The organism is Opitutus terrae PB90-1 (assembly GCF_000019965.1).
Lineage (GTDB): Bacteria > Verrucomicrobiota > Verrucomicrobiia > Opitutales > Opitutaceae > Opitutus > Opitutus terrae.
In genome coordinates this window covers 2,129,669-2,146,716 of the sequence record NC_010571.1, presented here as the reverse complement: position 1 = coordinate 2,146,716, position 17,048 = coordinate 2,129,669, and the positions used below count along the sequence as shown (strand labels likewise).

Annotated in this window: 14 protein-coding genes; 3 read left to right on the top strand and 11 right to left on the bottom strand. The window is 66.6% G+C overall.

Annotated elements, in window-relative coordinates; all coding sequences use genetic code 11:
* Positions 1-47: 47 nt before the first annotated feature.
* The 10 genes from OTER_RS08880 to OTER_RS08835 all read right to left on the bottom strand — a co-directional run bounded on the left by OTER_RS08880 (position 48) and on the right by OTER_RS08835 (position 13,703).
* Positions 48-1,211 carry a helix-turn-helix domain-containing protein gene (locus tag OTER_RS08880; RefSeq protein ID WP_012374564.1) on the bottom strand — a complete coding sequence of 388 codons (1,164 nt, stop codon included), beginning with the start codon at positions 1,209-1,211 and terminating at the stop codon, positions 48-50.
* A 167-nt stretch (positions 1,212-1,378) separates the two neighbouring features.
* Entirely contained in the window at positions 1,379-1,987 is a 609-nt protein-coding gene (gene mobA / locus OTER_RS08875; RefSeq protein ID WP_012374563.1) for a molybdenum cofactor guanylyltransferase, read from the bottom strand.
* Positions 1,984-2,445, bottom strand: coding sequence for an MOSC domain-containing protein (locus OTER_RS08870; RefSeq protein WP_012374562.1), 462 nt, complete (start codon positions 2,443-2,445; stop codon positions 1,984-1,986). Before OTER_RS08870 ends, mobA begins: the two co-directional genes overlap by 4 nt.
* Positions 2,439-4,718, bottom strand: a complete 2,280-nt coding sequence (locus OTER_RS08865; RefSeq protein ID WP_012374561.1) for a molybdopterin oxidoreductase family protein — start codon at positions 4,716-4,718, stop codon at positions 2,439-2,441. Before OTER_RS08865 ends, OTER_RS08870 begins: the two co-directional genes overlap by 7 nt.
* On the bottom strand, positions 4,715-6,370 hold the full coding sequence (locus OTER_RS08860; RefSeq protein WP_012374560.1) for a 4Fe-4S dicluster domain-containing protein: 1,656 nt from the start codon (positions 6,368-6,370) through the stop codon (positions 4,715-4,717). The genes OTER_RS08865 and OTER_RS08860 overlap by 4 nt, the downstream gene beginning before the upstream one ends.
* Before the next feature lie 40 nt (positions 6,371-6,410).
* On the bottom strand, positions 6,411-8,390 hold the full coding sequence (locus OTER_RS08855; protein WP_012374559.1) for a sulfite reductase subunit alpha: 1,980 nt from the start codon (positions 8,388-8,390) through the stop codon (positions 6,411-6,413).
* A gap of 114 nt (positions 8,391-8,504) precedes the next feature.
* On the bottom strand, positions 8,505-10,331 hold the full coding sequence (locus tag OTER_RS08850) for a NirA family protein (RefSeq protein WP_012374558.1): 1,827 nt from the start codon (positions 10,329-10,331) through the stop codon (positions 8,505-8,507).
* A gap of 82 nt (positions 10,332-10,413) precedes the next feature.
* Positions 10,414-11,268, bottom strand: a complete 855-nt coding sequence (locus tag OTER_RS08845) for a formate/nitrite transporter family protein (RefSeq protein WP_012374557.1) — start codon at positions 11,266-11,268, stop codon at positions 10,414-10,416.
* A gap of 148 nt (positions 11,269-11,416) precedes the next feature.
* Positions 11,417-12,655, bottom strand: coding sequence for an MFS transporter (locus OTER_RS08840; RefSeq protein WP_012374556.1), 1,239 nt, complete (start codon positions 12,653-12,655; stop codon positions 11,417-11,419).
* Complete coding sequence (locus OTER_RS08835; protein ID WP_012374555.1) at positions 12,618-13,703, bottom strand: CmpA/NrtA family ABC transporter substrate-binding protein; 1,086 nt, start codon at positions 13,701-13,703, stop codon at positions 12,618-12,620. The genes OTER_RS08840 and OTER_RS08835 overlap by 38 nt, the downstream gene beginning before the upstream one ends.
* Positions 13,704-13,776: 73 nt before the next feature.
* Here OTER_RS08835 and OTER_RS08830 point away from each other — a divergent pair, with 73 nt between their 5' ends.
* The 3 genes from OTER_RS08830 (at position 13,777) to OTER_RS08820 (ending at position 16,579) form a co-directional block, all read left to right on the top strand.
* A complete protein-coding gene (locus OTER_RS08830) occupies positions 13,777-14,742 on the top strand; it encodes a LysR family transcriptional regulator (protein WP_012374554.1) in 966 nt (321 codons plus the stop codon).
* Between the two features lie 146 nt (positions 14,743-14,888).
* Positions 14,889-15,860, top strand: a complete 972-nt coding sequence (locus OTER_RS08825) for a PocR ligand-binding domain-containing protein (RefSeq protein WP_012374553.1) — start codon at positions 14,889-14,891, stop codon at positions 15,858-15,860.
* A gap of 134 nt (positions 15,861-15,994) precedes the next feature.
* Entirely contained in the window at positions 15,995-16,579 is a 585-nt protein-coding gene (locus tag OTER_RS08820; RefSeq protein ID WP_012374552.1) for a sigma-70 family RNA polymerase sigma factor, read from the top strand.
* Between the two features lie 39 nt (positions 16,580-16,618).
* Here OTER_RS08820 and OTER_RS08815 read toward each other — a convergent pair whose 3' ends face one another.
* A complete protein-coding gene (locus tag OTER_RS08815; RefSeq protein WP_012374551.1) occupies positions 16,619-16,822 on the bottom strand; it encodes a heavy-metal-associated domain-containing protein in 204 nt (67 codons plus the stop codon).
* Between the last annotated feature and the right edge of the window lie 226 nt (positions 16,823-17,048).

Genomic DNA, 17,048 nt, shown 5'->3' with positions numbered 1-17,048 from the left:
AAGCCATGAGGCTTGGGGAGGGTTGAGGGAGGGGCGCAGCCCCTCCCTCACCTGAACCTACGAACGGGGACGAGGCCGGATCTGGTTAGCCGCGGGTCGATCGTGCCCAGCAGGAGGGAATCGAAGTGTACGCGGTAAAGCTGCCGGTAAGGGGTGAACGCCACGGTCAGGCCAACGAAGGCCCGACCGATGTGGCGATGGCTGCCGTCCAGCTTCACGTAGCCGTGAGGCCTGACCCGGCGAGTGACGCAGCCGAGCGGGTACTGTGGCGGCACGAGTCGGGGCAGCAGCCGGGTGCTCGGGCGGTAGAGGCTGGCCGGAGTGCGTCCGGCCAAACCCTCATGCGGACGGTCGTGGTTGTACCGGCCGCACCAGCGCTGCAGGCGTCGGACTTGCGCGCCGTAGGAGCGGGACACGGGCGTGGCGGCCTCGGCCTTGAGCATGCGGTGCATCTGCTCGTGAGCGTTGTTGTCGAGGCGGCGTTTGCGGCTGACAAACTGCACTTCGATGCCCAGCCGCTGCCACCATAGGCTCAGCGCGGTCAGGCCATACGGCCCGCTGCCGCAAAACGGCGTGCCGCGGTCAACCCGAATCGCCTGCGGCACGCCGAAGCGGCGGAACAGCCGCGCGAACACGCGGCGGACCACCGGCTCGCTCTGCCGGGGCACGGGATGGGCCGTAAGCATGAAGCGGCTGTACAGATCGCGCACCGTTAAAGCCAAGATCCACGCTCCGTCTTTGGTGTAAAAGTCTCCCTTGAAGTCCGCGGTCCAGACCGCGTTCACTCGCTCGGCGAGCACGGTGGCGGGCCGCCCCGGTCCGGCTCTAAGCTTGCGACGTCGCTGGTGCACGCGACCGGCGGCTACCAGCCACCGGTGGAGCGTCCGGCTACACGGCACTCGCTCGCCGGGATGCGTCCGCTCGAGCCACCACCGCAACTTGGGCGCACCCCAACTGGGCCGCGCCTGACGCGCGAGCAACACGCGCGCGTGCCACCGCGCCAACGCCTGGCTCACCTGTTTGGGGCGGCCCGGTTGTCGCGCAACCAGCCCGTTTACCCCCTGAGCCACATACCTCGCCGCCCACTTGTAAGCGGTCGTGCGGCTCACGCCAAACCGCGCGCACAACGCGGTCACCGACACCGTGCCTCGCGTCATCTCCCGAGCGAGAGCCTGACGCTGCTGCTCCGCCGTTTTGATCTTCCAGGGCATCGCACCCCAGAAAAAGTGTCAGCGGATTTATGGCACTAAGTGTAAACGAATATGTGGCACTGTGCCTCTCGCCCGCGCTGCTGCAACCGGGTTCGGCCTGCCCTCCGTAGCTTTAGCGAAGGAGGGGTTCCCGGCCGCCCGGCTCAGGGCTACAGCACTGCAGACACTCAGGCGTGCTTTCTGCGTTCGCGGTCTCGATCCTCCGGCCGATTCCAATTCGCCACTCGCCACCGCTCCTCTTCCGGCAACGCGACCACTCGCATCTTCCGCTGCCGAACCAACGCCGCTACGAACCGCTGCATCGATCGCTCCCCCCGCCGCAACCGTCGCTCCGCCGTCGCGAGCGCGTTGATCGGATAAATCGCCGCCAGCGGCTCGAATCCGTCCGCGTGCCGCACCACCGCTCCTTTCCCCTTCCGGCACGCTCGCCTCAAGTCGCCGAACCACGCCGCCTCGATCGCCGGCATGTCGACCGCGAGCACCGCGATCCAACGCGCACCTGCTGCCGCCGCGGCTTTCAACGCCGCCTGCACGCCCGCGAGCGGACCCGCCCCGACGAATTCATCGCAAACCTGCTCCACCGCGCGCACGCTCATCCGTTGCTCCGCTCGGCGAACGATCACCACCGGCTCCGCCCCCGCTTCGCGCAACACCCGCACCTGCCGCTGCGCCAACGTTTCGCCGCGCAGCCGCAGCCTCGCCTTGTCGCGGCCCATCCGCCGTGACTCGCCCCCGGCCAGCACCGCGCCCGCAAGCGCCGACGCGTTCGCGCTCATGCCTCCCGCCGGAGCCACCCGCTCGTGAGCACGCGACAGCGCAATCCGCCCCGGCCCTTCAGCCACGCCTCCGCTCCCGGCGCGAGCGCCTGGTCCATCCAGTAACACGGCCGGCATTCCTCTGCTCCGACCAGCCGGACGCCCTGCAGCTCGAACTCCTCGCCGATCAGCGCGTTCAAGTCACCTCCGCGCACGACCAGATTTCGACGCAGCGCCGCCGGCTGCGCCGCGGTCAGTTTCAGTTCCTCACACAGCTGTTCGAACACCTCCGCGGCAAACAGCGTGACCTGGCCCTTGTAGTCGTCCTTGTAACCAAAAAAACGGTCGCCGCGCAGTCCGCGACCAGCCACGCATTCGGCCTCGCTCCTTTCGACGATCGGAAACACCGCGGCCGGCTGCCCGTGCCGGCCGAAATAGCTGTGCCCGTCCGCGATGAAGATATGCTCGATCCTCAGCATGGCCGCGGCTCGATGCGCACCGCCGCGGCCTTGTAGCTGGGTTGCCGCGAGTGCGGATCGAAGGAGGGAAACGTCAACCGGTTCGCGGGGGCGAAGTGCATGGGAAGAAACACGTGCCCACGTTGCACCGTCGCCGTCACAAAAGCGAGCGCCTCGCAGCTCCCGCGCCGGGAGATGACGCGCACAATTCCACCGCTCACCACGCCGAGCCGGGCCGCATCCGCGGGGTTGATCTCGGCATACAACTGCTGTGGCGCGAGCTTGCGCAGCACCGCGCTCTTGTTCGTCCGTGTGCCCGTGTGCCACTGCGCCGAGGACCCGCGCCCTGTCATGAGCAGGAACGGATACTCCGGGTCCGGCGGCTCCGGCATCGGCCGCGGCGCCTCGAAGAAAAACCGCGCCCGCCCATCCTGGGTGAAAAACTTTCCGTCTTCGAACAGCCGGCGCTCATGAAACGAAGAATGCCGATCGTCGAATGTCGAATGGCTCCCCTCCAATGTGTCTTCTTCAGTCGACCCTCGGCACTCGCCATTCGGCATTTCACGCATGTCCGGCCGCGGCCACTGAATTCCACCTTCCTCCTCGATCTGCCAGTAGTCTCGCACCCCCGAAAAATCGCACGGCTGACCGCGCGAAACCTCCTTCAAGATCTGAAACACGGCTGCCGGCGAACTCCAGCGCCGGAACATCTCTCCGCAGCCCCAACCCTCCGCGATCAGCTTGAGAATCGCGAAATCACTCAGCGCCTCGCCGGGTGCGCGCGCCACTTTTCGCACCAGCCCGAGCCGGCGCTCGCTGTTGATGATCACGCCGTCTTTCTCGCCCCAGCCCGCGGCCGGCAACACGAGGTCGGCCAGCTGCGCGGTCTCCGTGGTCGCATACATGTCCTGCACGACGAGGAACTCCAGCCGCTCACGCAGCGCGGCGAACCGCTGCGAGCCGATCCACGAATGCGCAGTGTTCGTGGCCACGATCCACAACCCTCGAATCTCGCCGCGTTCGATCGCGTCCAGGATTTGATCGTAGGCCAGCCCGGGCGCCTCGGGGATCACCGCCGGATCGATCTGCAGCACACGCGCGACGTGCGCGCGATGCTCGCGCCGGGCAAAATCATAGCCGCCGAGCAGCGACGTCGCATTGCCAAACAGCCGCGAACCCATCGCGTTGCACTGACCCGTGATCGAGTTCGCGCCCGTGCCGGGCCGGCCGATGTTTCCCGTCATCAACGCGAGGTTGATGATCGCCTGCGCCGTCCGCGTCGCCTCGTGACTCTGGTTCACGCCCATTGTCCACCAGAACGACACCCGCTCGCGCGTCGCGATGACCTCCACCAGCCGCTCCAGCATCTCGCGCGGCAAACCAGTGTCGCGCACGACCCGGTCGACGGTGAACTCGGCCACGAACTCGGCGAACGCTTCGAAACCGCTCGTGTGCGCCGCGCCAAACGCCTGATCGACCGCGCCGCGCTCGATCAGCCGCCGCGCCAGCCCGTAGAGCAGCACGAGATCGCTTTTCGGCCGCAACGGTACGTGCAAGGTCGCCGCCTCGGCGGTTTCTGTCCGCCGCGGATCGATCACGACGATGTCCGGATTCCGCCGGTTCATCGTCACGCGCTGCCACAGGATCGGATGCGCGATGCACGGGTTCGCCCCAATGAAAATCAGCGCGTCGCTCTCCTCGAGATCCGCGTAGGTGAACGGCGGCGCGTCGAATCCGAACGCCTGCTTATAGGCGACGTGCGACGTCGCCATGCACTGACGCGTGTTGGAGTCGAGGTGCCGCACGCCCATCCCGAACTTCGCCAGTGCACCGAGCAGCGCCATTTCCTCGGTGACGATCTGCCCCGTACTCAACACCGCGACCGCCGCCTTGCCCGAGCGCTCTTGGATCGAACGGAACCGCTGCACGAACGCCGCGAGCGCGACCGACCACGAAACTGGCACGAGCCGGCCGCTTGCGTCGTCGCGCAGCAACGGTGTCGTGGCCCGATCCGTCGCGACGAGCGGCGTCAGCGCCTCCCAGCCTTTCGGACACGCCATCCCGAGGTTCACCGGATAGCCCGGGTCTGCCGTGAGATTGATCGCCTCACCGCGGTCGTTGAGGTGGATCTTCAGTCCGCATCCGGTGCTGCAGAACCCGCACACCGAGGTGATCGTCGCCGCCGGCGCCAGTCGCGACGGCAGCCGGCCCAAGCCGAAGTCACTCGGCCGCTGGACGAGTTCGCTCGTCATCGGTCCACTCTGCGCGCGCAGTCGTTCGGCGATCGTGCTCATCCGACGAGTCCCGGCATTTTCGGCGCATCCACCGCCCGGAAGAACAGCCAACGCTCCACCAACTCGCCGGCGAACATTCCAGCGCACCAGAGCCAGCGGCTCCACGGCGGCACGTCCGCGCTCAGAATCCACGCTGGGAGGAGCAACCCGCCTACCAGCGCAATTACCAATCGTCCGCCAAACGCGCGCCGCAGCGGTCCGGTCAAGAGCCGCGCCGTCGCGAGCCAGCCCACCGACGGATCCTCCTCGTCCGCAACGTCGAGCACGCGCACCACGCGGGCGTCGCACGCGAGCTTGATCAGCATCGCCGCCGCCAGCACCACCGCCGCTCCCGCTGCCTCAATACCCAATGCGATCGCGACCGATGCCCCCATCGCCGCGGCGCCTCCAAAAAACCGTGGCGCGGTTTGCGCCGCCGCCCAGAACCCCCGCCGCGTGTCCGCGTAGATCATCACCGAGCAGCCCAGCCCCACCGCGCCGACCACAGCGGCGGGAAGCGTGAGCGCTGGCCAGATCAGCGTCGCGAGCGTGAGTGGCAACCACGCACCGAATACCATAGCCTCGCGGCTCAGCCAGCTACGCCGCCAGCCGAGGAAGATGCGCCACGCCCGCCTCGGCTGGCCTAGGTGCGCCACGCTCGCCGCCAGCCCCAGCACCCCCGCCACCGCCCCGCAAAGGGTCAAGTCATACGCGCCTCGTTCCGCCCACTCCCCCGGGACAACGTTCCAGCCTATTTTCACGTAATACGTGAAATTCGCTCGCATCGCCACGAGCGTGACTACGGCCTGACAGCCAATCGCGAGAGGCAGCAACGTGAGCATGATCACCAGTGGCCAGTGCGCCGGCTGAGGGCGGAGCGCCATGGCGTCCGCCGCTCGTATTCCGGCCGGCAGCCCACGTTGTGACGTGTAGCGCGTCATCGGCCGCGTGTAGTTGGCAGATGGCGCTCCCGGGAGAAGCTCCGCCGACGCGGCCACCTCCGCAGTCGGACGTCTCTCAGCGATTTTCACGTAATACGTGAAATTAGGCTCGGGCGGCCGCGGCGGCGTCGGTGCCGCGACGATTCGAATCGCGTGAGTCGGACAGGCCTGCACACAGGCGGGTGCTTCCCCATGCGCGAGCCGGTCGTGGCACATGTCGCATTTTCGCACGATGCCGAGCCGCGCGTTGTATTTCGGTGCGTCGTAGGGGCACTTCAGGATGCAATACTGGCAGCCAATGCACTGGTCATCGAGGTGCCGCACGATCCCGGTCAGCGGGTCCTTCTCATACGCCAGCACCGGGCAGCCGTTGAGACACGCGGGATCGGCACAGTGGTGGCACGCCGTTGTGATCGTTTGCTGAAACGGCCGGCGCTCGGTTCCGGCCACGAGCAGTCCGACGTCGCGCCACGACTCGTGTTCGTCGAGTCCGTTGAGCGCATGGCACGCGGCCACGCACGCCTTGCAGCCGGTGCAGGCATCGAGATCGACTTCGAACGCATACTGCTCGCCCGCCGCCGGTGCGCTGAGCGGAATCAAATCACGATAGACCGGCTCCAGCGCCGGGGCCCCGCCGGAGGCTGCCGCGAACCGCGCGACAGGCGTGGCGAGCCGTTGCTGCTCGGCCAACAGCTCGGTGAGCAGCGGAAAATTATCGCGCGACGCGAGCATTCAGTTGAAAGCGCGCTCCGTCGGGTCGACTCGCGCGGCGCTAGTAGACATCACGCTGATAACGCTTCGATGTTCGGAGCGTCTGCACGTAGTCGGCTGCCTGTTCCGCGGTCCTGCCACCGGCGAGTTCGACGACGCGCTGCAACGCGGCGTCCACGTCTTTTGCCATCCGGCTCGCATCGCCGCAGACGTAGAAATGCGCGCCCTGCTCCAGCCAGGCGAGCAACTCGCGCGCGTTCTCCAGCATCCGGTGCTGGACGTAGACTTTTTCGGCTTGGTCGCGCGAAAACGCCGTGTCGAGCCGCGTCAGCACGCCGCCGCGCTGCAACTCCGCGAGTTCCTCCTGGTAGAGGAAATCTGTCGCAGCGTGCTGGTCGCCAAACAGCAGCCAGTTCCGACCGCGCGCGCCGGTCACGCGGCGTTCATGCAGGAACGCGCGGAACGGCGCGATCCCTGTGCCAGGCCCGACCATGATTACCGGAACGTCGCCACTCTCCGGCAGCCGGAACGCTGCGTTGCGGTGCACAAATACGCCGATCCGTGTTTCTCCCGGCTGCACGCGATCCGCCAAAAACGTCGAGCACACGCCCTTCCGCGCCCGGGCGTCTTTCTCGTAGCGCACTGCACTCACCGTCAGGTGCACCTGCCCCGCATGCGCCTTTGGCGACGATGAAATCGAATACAACCGCGGCTGCAGCCGCTTCAGCGTGCGCACGAATTCCGCGGGCGCCAGCTTTCCCCCACCCGCAGCTAGCAACGCATCGATGACGTGATGCGGCGCCGAACGCGGCAGCGCGGGCGTCTCGCCCATGTCGCGTCCCCGAGCTGCCTGCAAACAGGGGCTCACGACGGCCAGCAACTCGTCGGTCGGTTTGCCCAGATCATAGAACTCCGTCAGCGCGCGGCGCAGCGTGATGCTGCTGCCATCCGGTGCGGCGACCGCCTCTTCGCCATCGCAGCCGAGCACCGCCAACACGTCGCCGACCAACTCCGGGCAGTTGTGCGCGTAGACGCCCAGCGCATCACCTGCTGCGTAGACGAATCCGGAGTCGCCGAGGTCGAACTCCACATGCTGCACCTGTTTCGCCGAGCCGGCGCCGTTCAACCGCCGCGACGCGAGCACGAGCGCGGGGAACGGATTCTGCCGCGAGAAGCGCGGCCCGTTCGCGCCATCCGGCGTAGCGGAACGCGTGAGCGTTTCGGTCTGCGTCGGTGTAGCCGGGCTCGGTGAGCTCGGCTGGCCGGGGTCGGCGACCCCGCCTACGCCGGCCGCGGTGACAGCGCCGGACAAATTCGCCGTCGACGGCGCGTTAGGGATAACGCGCCCTACCTCTGTCAGCCCGCTCAGCGCCCCATCGAGCCAGCTCGTGAACTTTGCCTCATAGTCCAGATCACACTCGGCCGCCGCCGCCGCACGCGCGGCGCCGAGTTTTTCGAGGGCCGCATCGAACTCTTTTCCGCACTGGCAGAAATGCACGTAGTTCGTGTCGCCTAGCGCGCAGACGCTGTAGCGGAGCGCACCCAATAGTCGCCACGGGGGCGTGGCGGCTCCAGGAAGGACCTCTCCGGCCGCTGGAGCCGCGACGCCCTCGTCGCGGCTGGGTGCTTTCGTCGCCGCCGTCAACGCCGCATGCAGCGCCTTCGCATTGTCCGGCGGCTCGCCCTCGCCATAGGTGCTGGTGATCACGAGGAGGTTCTGCTCCTGCGCGAGCTGCTCGATCGTGAACGCGCCCATGTCGCGCACGGTCGCCGCGAATCCCCGCTTGCCGGCCTCCTTGGCCGCGCGCTTGGCCAGGCTCTCGCACGTGCCCGTCTGCGAACCGAAGAGGATCGTGAGCGGCGCCAGCCGCGTTGGTTTGGCTGTAGCCGGGCTCGTTGAGGCCGGCCGGCCGAGGTCGACGCCCCCGGCAACATCAGCAACTGGTCCGCGCGAGAATAATCCGGCGAGATAGCCGTTCAGCCACGCTCGCTGCTCGAGCGTGAAGGGAGCGGAATCGGGAAGGACGGGGACGGTGTGCATTGGTCTTCGTTCTCTTTCTCGTTCTCTCTTTTTCTCGTTCTCTTTCTCTCATCCCTCATTCATTCGCTCCCGGCAGGTCGAGAACGGGAACGATGAAGAGAACGGGAAAGATTTTTAGCTCAGCATCTCCTGCAGCTGGCCGACGCTGTGCCGGCGCGTCCATTGGACGAACGTCTCGCCCGGCTGCTTTTTGGTCTCGTAGGTCTGAAGTATCTTCTTGGTGAGCGCCGGCACCTCGTCGGCGCGCACGCCGCGAAAAACCTCCCGCGCAATTCCTTGCTCGTCGCCCATGCCGCCGCCGAGCACGACGTGATAACCCTCCGCGCCGTCCTGCAGCTTCGCGCCGAGGAAGCCGAGATCCCCGCAGTAGTGCTGCGCGCACGAATGCGGGCAGCCGGTAAAGTGCACGTTGATCGGCTGCTCGATCGCGAGCTTCCAGCCGCCCAGCGCCTTCGCGAGCGCAAGCGCGTGACCCTTCGTGTCAGTCGACGAATACCGACAGCCCTTGTTGCCCGTGCAGGTGATGATTCCGCTCGTGAGGCTGTGGGCATCCGTCGCGAACCCCAGCCACTGCAGCCGTCGGCAAACCGTGCGGACGAACGCGTCCGGCACGTGGGGCAAGATCACGTTCTCCCACACGGTCAGCCGCAACTCGCCGCGACCGTAGTGCGTCGCGATCTCGGCGAGCTGCCGCATCTGCTTGGCTGACACCCGGCCGACCGGCACGCCGACGCCGATCGAGTTCAGCCCGCGCTGCGCCTGCTTGTAGACTCCGACCCACCCGTGCTTGAGCGAGGCTCGCCGCGGTTCGCACGCGCTGAGCGGCAGGTGCACGAGCGGGAACGCGAGTTTCTTCTGGGTTTCCTCGAGAAACTTCTCCCGGCCGCATTTCTCGAGCAGATATTTCAACCGCGCTTTCTTCCGGTTGGTTCGGTCGCCATGTTCGTTGAATACGCGGATCATCGCCGCCGCCGCCGCGACCACCTCGTTCGGCTTCAGCAGCACGCCGGCATCGCGCGCGAAATCGCCATGCCCGGTGATTCCGCCGAGCTGCACGCGGAAGTAGATGCCCGCCTGTGGCGGGGTCGAGAGTTGAGGGTTGAGGGCTGAGAGTGATGATTCCCTCACGCGCACCGCCATGAACCCGATGTCGTTCGTATCCGCCGCCGTCGCCAGCGAGCCGCCGTTGTCGAACGCGACGTTGAACTTCCGCGGCAGCCCGTAGAGATCGCGATGGTTGAGGATGTAGTGATGCAGCGCCTTCGCGAACGGCCGCACATCGATCAGCTCGTCCGGATCGAACCCGCTGTTGGGCGAGGCAGTGATGTTGCGCACGTTGTCCGCACCGGCGCCACGCGAGGTGAGCCCGAGTTCCTGCAGCCGCACGAGCACGCGCACGATATCGTGCGGCCGCAGCTCGCGAATCTGCAGGTTCGCCCGCGTGGTGACGTGGGCGTAACCGCCGCCCCACTCGGCGATCTCCGCAAGACCGGCGAGTTGGTGCGCCTCGATTTCACCGGCGGGCAGTCGCAGCCGGAGCATGAAGCTGTCCTGCGCCGGCGTGACGTAGAAGAGCCCGTGAAACTTGAATCGAAACGTGTCCGCCTCGTCGGGAAACGTGTCCGCGTCGGCGTGCGCGACGAGTTTTTCCCAGATATCGAGCGGGTTCTCGTCGTATTTCCAGCGCTCCGGTTTCGCCAGCTCGCTGAGCGGCGTGCCAAACACCGTGGGCTCCGCTGACGCACGATCCTCCGGCGGCGGCGCGGCAAGATTTCCCGTTCCCCCGGGGACAGCGGCTGGATCCGCGGTGAGCTGTCCGCCGGCGTTCAACCCAACAAACGGCGCTCGGGCCAGCGCGGCGAGAAAACCCTCGAGGTACTGTTTCTGCTCGGCGGTGAACTCTGCGGATGGCGTTGCGGAAATAGGTTCGGGTGAGGACATGATGGATCGGTTTTTTGGGAGCGCGGACGCCCTCGTCCGCGTCTGTGAAATTGAGGCCGAGGGTGGCCGCGCTCCCGGGCGACTACGCTCGCGCCGGTTCCGTCGTGGTCGCCGCCGCGATCGGCTCGGGTGCAGCTACAGCGACCGCTTTTTTCACCGGCGAATACGTCCAGTAGAGGAACAGTCCGGTGAACAGGAGCCCGCCAACGAGATTGCCCAGCGTGACGGGAATCTGGTTCCACAGCCACCAGTCGGCCACGGTCACCTTTGCGCCCAGCAACATGCCGGTCGGAATCAGAAACATGTTCACGACCGAGTGCTCGAAACCCTGGGCAAAGAACGTCAGGATCGGCAGCCACATCGCGGCGATTTTTCCGACGGTGGACTGCGAGGTCATCGCCATCACCACGCCGAGGCAGACCATCCAATTGCAGAGCACGGCCTTCACGAAAACCGTCACCATGCCCGCTTCGCCGAGCGCCGCGTAGGCGTTCGTCTTCGCTTCCGCGGCGGCGATGATCCGCGTGGCGATCCCGCTCGGTTCGGCGAGTCCCATGTTCGTCAGCGCCACATACAGCAGCGCTCCGTAAACGACGCTGCCGATCAGGTTGCCGAGAAACACCCAGCCGAGATTGGCGACGACGGTCGACCAGCTGCGCCGGCCGTCGAACGCCGCCAGCGGCACAAGCGCAAAGCTGCCGGTGACCAGTTCGAGCCCGAGCAGCACGATCATCACGAAGCCCACCGGGAAGACCAAGGCGCCGACGAGCGGCGTGTTCGTTTGCAGCGTGGCAGAGAGCGCGAGGCTGGTGGCGAAGCCCAGCAGCGCTCCCGAGAGAAATCCGCGAATCACCAGATCCCGCGCGGTGAGTCCGGCCTTCAGGTCGCCCACGGCGACCATGTTCTTAACGACGTCGAGAGGTTTTACGTAGTCCATGACGAGAAGTGTGGTTGAGCGGCGACACCTTTAGCCGCCGCCGTGCCGCGAAAAGGCCGGCGGTGCAGAAATGCGGACCAAAGTTTTCATCGCGGGCATGAATTGCCTTCATGGCTCGGCCTGGTGATGCCACGCCACACTCGGGTGATCAGATGCGCGCCGCCGCCATCGCACCCCACGTCGTCCGCCAGCGGGTCTTCACGGAGGTCAAGCCGGCCAGCGCGACCACGCAGAGCCCAGCGAAGAGCAGAATGCCGGAAACGTAATTGCCCGTGTGCTCTTTCGACACGCCAAACAACATGCCGAGCACGAATCCGCCCATGCCGCCACCGCAGCCGACCAGTCCCGTCATTACCGCGATGTCCTTGGCGAACCGCTGCGGGAGCAATTGAAACACCGAGCCGTTGCACATGCCAAACGCCCCCGACGCGATGAAGAACGCCGCTCCGCACAGCCAGAGGTCGCGAGCCATCGCGGCACACACGAGCGCAACCCCGGCGGCCGTGTAGCAAAAACTCAGCGCCCGAATCCCGCCAAAGCGGTCGGCCAGTGCGCCGCCAATCGGCCGGCCCAGCGCACCGACCAGCGTGCAGAACGCCGCGACCTCGCCCGCCTGCACCGGCGCGAGGCCGAACTCGTCGCGAAAGTAGATCGCGAACGCCGAGGCCAGTCCGACGAATCCGCCGAAGCTGATCGTGTAGAAGAGGCAAAACCAGTGGGCGTCGCGCTCGCGCAGCAGGTGCAGATAGTCCCGGAGCTTTTTCCGTTTGAAGCGCCCCGGCGGCTCCTGTGAGAACAGCACGTAGGCCGCGAGCACGAGCGTGAGCGGGACCAGCGCAACGCCGAACACCGCCGGCCAGCCGTAGACCGCCGCGATGCGGGGTGCGAGCAAGTGGTCGATCACCACGCCGACATTGCCGGCGCCCGCGAGCCCGAGCACAACGCCCTGCAAGTGCGGCGGATACCAGCGGCCCGCTTGCGGCAACGCGACGGCGAAGCTCGCCCCCGCCACGCCGAGCACGAGCCCGAGCGCCAGGCTCTCTCCCAGCGACGAAAGACCGGTCCGCCAAACGATCGCGAGACCCGCGATCACGACGAGTTGAGCGATGACGCCGGTCCTCTTCGTGCCGATCCGGTCCACCAGCAGGCTCAACCCTATCCGCAGCAACGCTCCGGCCAGAATCGGTGTCGACACCATCAGAAACTTCTCCTGCGCGTTCAGTCGGAGCGACGGACCAATCATCGGGCCGAGCGCACCGAGGATCGTCCACACCATGAAACTCGCGTCGAAATAAAGGAACGACGTGAGCAGCGTCGGCCAGTGACCTGACCCCCTCAGTTGAACGAAGCTAGAGCCCGTGGGAGCATGATGGCGCGATGAGTTCATAAGTGGTGCATGGGAACGCCTCGCGAAAGAGATCTTCGCGAAACAGCTGGCGGGGTAAGCGGGGATCCGTCTTCGGCGGTACCAGTCCGGCGGAGACAAGCTCGTGCTGCAACGCGAGCGCCTTGGCTGGATCCGGGGCGTTGGCGCCGTCGCGATGGAACACCAAAAAGTCCGGCAGCGCTTCAATTCGGCCGAACCCGCAGTCGAACGCGCCGCTCAGTGCGGGCGTGATCACTCGCTCCGGGAGGTTGAGATACGCCGCACCGCTGAGCAGCCGCGCCAGCTCCGCGCGATTGGCCGGCGCATCACACCACGCCGCCGCCTCCGTCAGCGCGCTCACCAGTGCGGCGTGTTCGCGCCCGCGGTGGCGCGCAAAGGCCTCGGTCACCATCAACACCTTCTCCGCCAGTCCGGGAAACTGCGCCGCACTCCACGTCGGGCACCAGCCGCGCCCCGCACGCACCGCGACGGAATTCCACGGCTCGCCGGCGCAATAGCCGTCGATCGTGCCCGCCTCCAGGTTTCGAAACATCTGCGCCGGCGGCACGACCACGATCCGCACGTCGTGCTCGGGCCGCAGCCCGGCTGCCGCCAGCCAGCGGCGGAGCAGCAGGTGATGGGAGGAAAACGGGAAGACGATGCCAAACGTCAGCCGGCTTTCGCCCCGTCGGCTCCGGGCAAGGCTGCGCAATGTCGCCGGATCCTGCGCGCCGGCCGCGTGCAGCGCGCTGGACAGCGTCAGCGCACTGCCGTGGAGATTGAATACGAACGCGGTCAGCACGGCGCTGGGGGCGCATTCGATCCCCAGCCGCGTGGACCACAACATCGGCGCCGGCGCCTGCGCCGCGTCGAGCTCGCCGTAGAGAATTTTCTCCCGGATCGTCGCCCAGCCCACCTCGCGCTGGAGCACCACGTCGAGCCCGCGCTGCCGAAACAACCCGCGCACCTCCGCCACGATCAGTGGCGCCGCGTCGGTCAGCGCGAGAAAACCGATCCGGAGCGGCCGGACAGCGGCGCGTGACGTGCGGTGGAGAGGACGATCGGTCATCGGCGCCGGTTGAGCCGCCGACGTGCCAGCCGGCGCGCGTGGCGCGATTGGTGCTGAGCAAAGAATTCATTTCATGAATGAGGCTCTTTCATCGGCCAGTCGCCCACTCGACAGCCGCCAGCTGCTCGCCTTCGCCGCGCTGGCGCGCTGCCAGAGCTTCACGCTCGCCGCCAAGGAGTTGTTCCTCACCCAAAGCGCCGTGAGCCACGCCATCAAGGCGCTCGAGGCCGAGGTCGGCAGCCGGCTCGTCGATCGCGCCAACCGCCGCGTGCTCCTCACGCAGGCCGGCGAGCAGTTTCTGCGGCACGTCGAAAAAATTCTGCGCGAAATGGAGGCCGCGCGTGCCGGACTCGACGCGCTCTCGCGCTGGGGTCACGGCCGGCTGCGCGTCGGCGCCAGTACCACCGCCTGCCAGTATCTGCTCCCCACCGTGCTGCGCGAGTTCAAGCAAAGCTTCCCGAAATCGGTGATCACGATCGAGCCGGGTGATCACGCCACGCAGGTCGAGCTGCTGCAAAGCAACCGGATCGATCTCGCAATCATGCTCCAGCCGGAGACGCGCGGGGAATTCGATTTCGTCCCGCTGTTCCAAGACGAGTTGCGGCTGCTCACCTCGCCGGTGCACGCGTGGGTCCAGCAGGAGCGCACGACGCCCGGCTCGCTCGCTGCCGAAACGATCGTCCTCTACAACAAGGCCAGCTACACGTTCCGGCTGGTCACGGACTATTTTCGCCAGGAGCGGATGACGATCGGCCATTTCATCGAACTCGGCAGCATGGACGCGATCAAGGAGCTGGTGAAAATCGGCGTCGGCGTCGGGGTGCTGGCGCCGTGGGTGGCCCGCGCCGAACTGGAGAATGGCGCGCTCGTCAGCTTCCCGCTCGGCCGCAAGCGGCTGCGGCGCACCTGGGGCATCGCCTATCTGCGCGGCCGGCGGCTGCCGCTCGGCGAGGAGACGTTCATCGGCCTCTGCCGTTCGGTGACCGAGCATTTCGGCGAGGTGCCGGCAGATTCTGCCGATCATCCTGACGTGGCCTGATCCGCTCCGCCTCGTCCAGCGCATCAGAATCTCCGCGTCGGCCGCGACTTCCGCAACCGCGGGGACGACGTAAGAAAAATCCCTAGTCAGAACGCGCCGCGAACCCAATTATCTCGCCGCATTTTGTGTCGTATGCTGCGCACGCAATGCCACACACGTCCCTCCCCCTGGCCGATACCCCGGCGCCCGCTGCCGCTGAGCACCAGCGCAGCATCGTTCCCCATCTCGAACGTGCGGAGATTTTCCGCGATTACGTGAAGGCGTTCGAGTCGGCGACCGGCCTGCCCCTCGCGCTCCGACCACTCGGTTCGTTTCAATCGCCGCTGCACCAGTCGCACAACGTGAATCCGTTCTGTGCGCTGATGGCCGCGCGCAATCAGTCGTGCGCCGCGTGCCTGCGCATGCAGCACCGGATGGAAACCGAGGCCAGCTACGATGCCTGCACGCTCGAATGCTTCGCCGGCCTGGCGGAATCCGCCGTGCCGGTGCGGGTGGGAGAAAAAGTGCTCGGACATTTGCAGACCGGCCAGGTGATGTTCCGCGCGCCGACGAAGACCGGCTTCCAGAAGATCGTCCGCCAGCTCGCCGAGTGGAAGCTCGACGTCGACCTCGCGAAGCTCGAGGCCGCCTACTTCGGGACGCGCGTCATCGCGAAAAAACAATACGAGTCGATGGTCCGGCTGATCGGCGTGTTTGCACAGCATCTTTCGGAGCTGAGCAACCAGATGCTGGTGCGCGAAGCCGCCGCGGAAATGCCCGCCATCGCCAAGGCCCGCGCGTTCATCGCCGAGCACAAGGCGGAGGAAATCTCGCTGGCCGACGTCGCCCGTGCGGTGAACATGAGCGGATTCTACTTCTGCAAGGTGTTCAAGCGTGCCACAGGGCTCACCTTCACCGACTACCTCGCCCGGCTGCGCGTCGAGACGGTCAAGGAAATGCTGCTCAACCCGCATGTGCGGGTCAGCGAGGCCGCCTACGCCTCCGGCTTCCAATCGCTCTCGCAGTTCAACCGGGTGTTCCGCCGCATCGCCGGCGAATCGCCGACGGTATATCGCGATCGTATCCACGGTCCGAGTCACGGACTCGCGCCGCGCTCCGCTTTCGCCCACGCCGCCTGATCGTCGCTCGGACACGCTGCGAGCGTCACCGCGGCGGACCGCGGACCGCGCGGTGTACCGCTCCTCTCAGGTCGCTCGGGCCAATTCGAGCGCGCCAATTTTTGACGCACCTCGGCGGCTCGTTAGCTTCGCGTATGACCACCTCGAGCGCGATCACCGACGCACTGCTGGCGCAGCGTGGCGTCTTCAAAGCGTTCCTCGTCTCGCGGCTCGGCAACGCGTCCGATGCGGAGGATGTGTTGCAGTCGAGCCTGCTGAAGGCCTGGCAACACGGCGGCGAACTACGCGACGAGGCGCGGGTGTCCGCCTGGTTCTATGGCATCCTGCGGCATGCGGTCGTCGATCACCTGCGACAGCGCAATGCGGCTGCGGCGCGGGAGCAGAGTTGGTCGACAGATCCCGCGCTCGCCCTGACCTCCGACGCCGCGGCCGCAAAGGCGCTTTGCCGGTGCTTCGAGCCGCTGCTCGCCACGCTTAAACCACGGCACGCGGAACTGCTGCGGCGCGTCGAGTTCGAAGACCAGCCCGTGGCCGCGGTCGCGGCCGCGCTTGGCCTCTCGACCAACGCGGCCAGCGTCACACTCCACCGCGCCCGGGGTGAACTGCGCGAACGCCTCGAGGCCTTCTGCGGCGCCTGCGCGAGCGGCGCGTGCCTCGACTGCGATTGTCCGCCGTCGTCGCGTGTCGCAACCTCCAGGCGAGTTTCACGTGTCACGTGAAACTCGTGGCAGTCACGCGCTCGGGTGCTCGCCGGCGCGTCAGCCGTTCCGCGGCTCGAACCCTTCCGCGCGCAGCGCGGCGGTGACTTGCTCCGGATCCGCGCCGTCGTGTTCCACCACGATGCAGGAGTCGTCAATGTCCACGCGCACCGCTTGCACGTGCGGCACCGACTCCACGGATTTCTCGAGATGCGGTGCCAGGTCGGGTCGGACGGAATTCACTTTGATGCGGAGGGCCTTCATGGTGAGGAAATGTTCCTCAACCTAGCCCGACCGGGGTGGCGGCGCCATGGGGCAATATCCGATCGTCGAATGGATCGGTTGCGGCGGTCTTCTGACCGCCAGAAATCGCACGTGCGTCGCGACACCCCACCGAATCTCTGTAAGATGTCGCGGACGTCTCCGTCTGCCTGAGTATGAAGTCACACGCCCATCACCACCACCACGCGCCACCGACCGCCGACGCGTC

Bases quoted from the DNA above. Each gene is read 5' to 3' on its own strand.
- OTER_RS08880 (WP_012374564.1), bottom strand. From the start codon at position 1,211: ATGCCCTGGAAGATCAAAACGGCGGAGCAGCAGCGTCAGGCTCTCGCT.
- mobA (WP_012374563.1), bottom strand. From the start codon at position 1,987: ATGAGCGCGAACGCGTCGGCGCTTGCGGGCGCGGTGCTGGCCGGGGGC.
- OTER_RS08870 (WP_012374562.1), bottom strand. From the start codon at position 2,445: ATGCTGAGGATCGAGCATATCTTCATCGCGGACGGGCACAGCTATTTC.
- OTER_RS08865 (WP_012374561.1), bottom strand. From the start codon at position 4,718: ATGAGCACGATCGCCGAACGACTGCGCGCGCAGAGTGGACCGATGACG.
- OTER_RS08860 (WP_012374560.1), bottom strand. From the start codon at position 6,370: ATGCTCGCGTCGCGCGATAATTTTCCGCTGCTCACCGAGCTGTTGGCC.
- OTER_RS08855 (WP_012374559.1), bottom strand. From the start codon at position 8,390: ATGCACACCGTCCCCGTCCTTCCCGATTCCGCTCCCTTCACGCTCGAG.
- OTER_RS08850 (WP_012374558.1), bottom strand. From the start codon at position 10,331: ATGTCCTCACCCGAACCTATTTCCGCAACGCCATCCGCAGAGTTCACC.
- OTER_RS08845 (WP_012374557.1), bottom strand. From the start codon at position 11,268: ATGGACTACGTAAAACCTCTCGACGTCGTTAAGAACATGGTCGCCGTG.
- OTER_RS08840 (WP_012374556.1), bottom strand. From the start codon at position 12,655: ATGAACTCATCGCGCCATCATGCTCCCACGGGCTCTAGCTTCGTTCAA.
- OTER_RS08835 (WP_012374555.1), bottom strand. From the start codon at position 13,703: ATGACCGATCGTCCTCTCCACCGCACGTCACGCGCCGCTGTCCGGCCG.
- OTER_RS08830 (WP_012374554.1), top strand. From the start codon at position 13,777: ATGAATGAGGCTCTTTCATCGGCCAGTCGCCCACTCGACAGCCGCCAG.
- OTER_RS08825 (WP_012374553.1), top strand. From the start codon at position 14,889: ATGCCACACACGTCCCTCCCCCTGGCCGATACCCCGGCGCCCGCTGCC.
- OTER_RS08820 (WP_012374552.1), top strand. From the start codon at position 15,995: ATGACCACCTCGAGCGCGATCACCGACGCACTGCTGGCGCAGCGTGGC.
- OTER_RS08815 (WP_012374551.1), bottom strand. From the start codon at position 16,822: ATGAAGGCCCTCCGCATCAAAGTGAATTCCGTCCGACCCGACCTGGCA.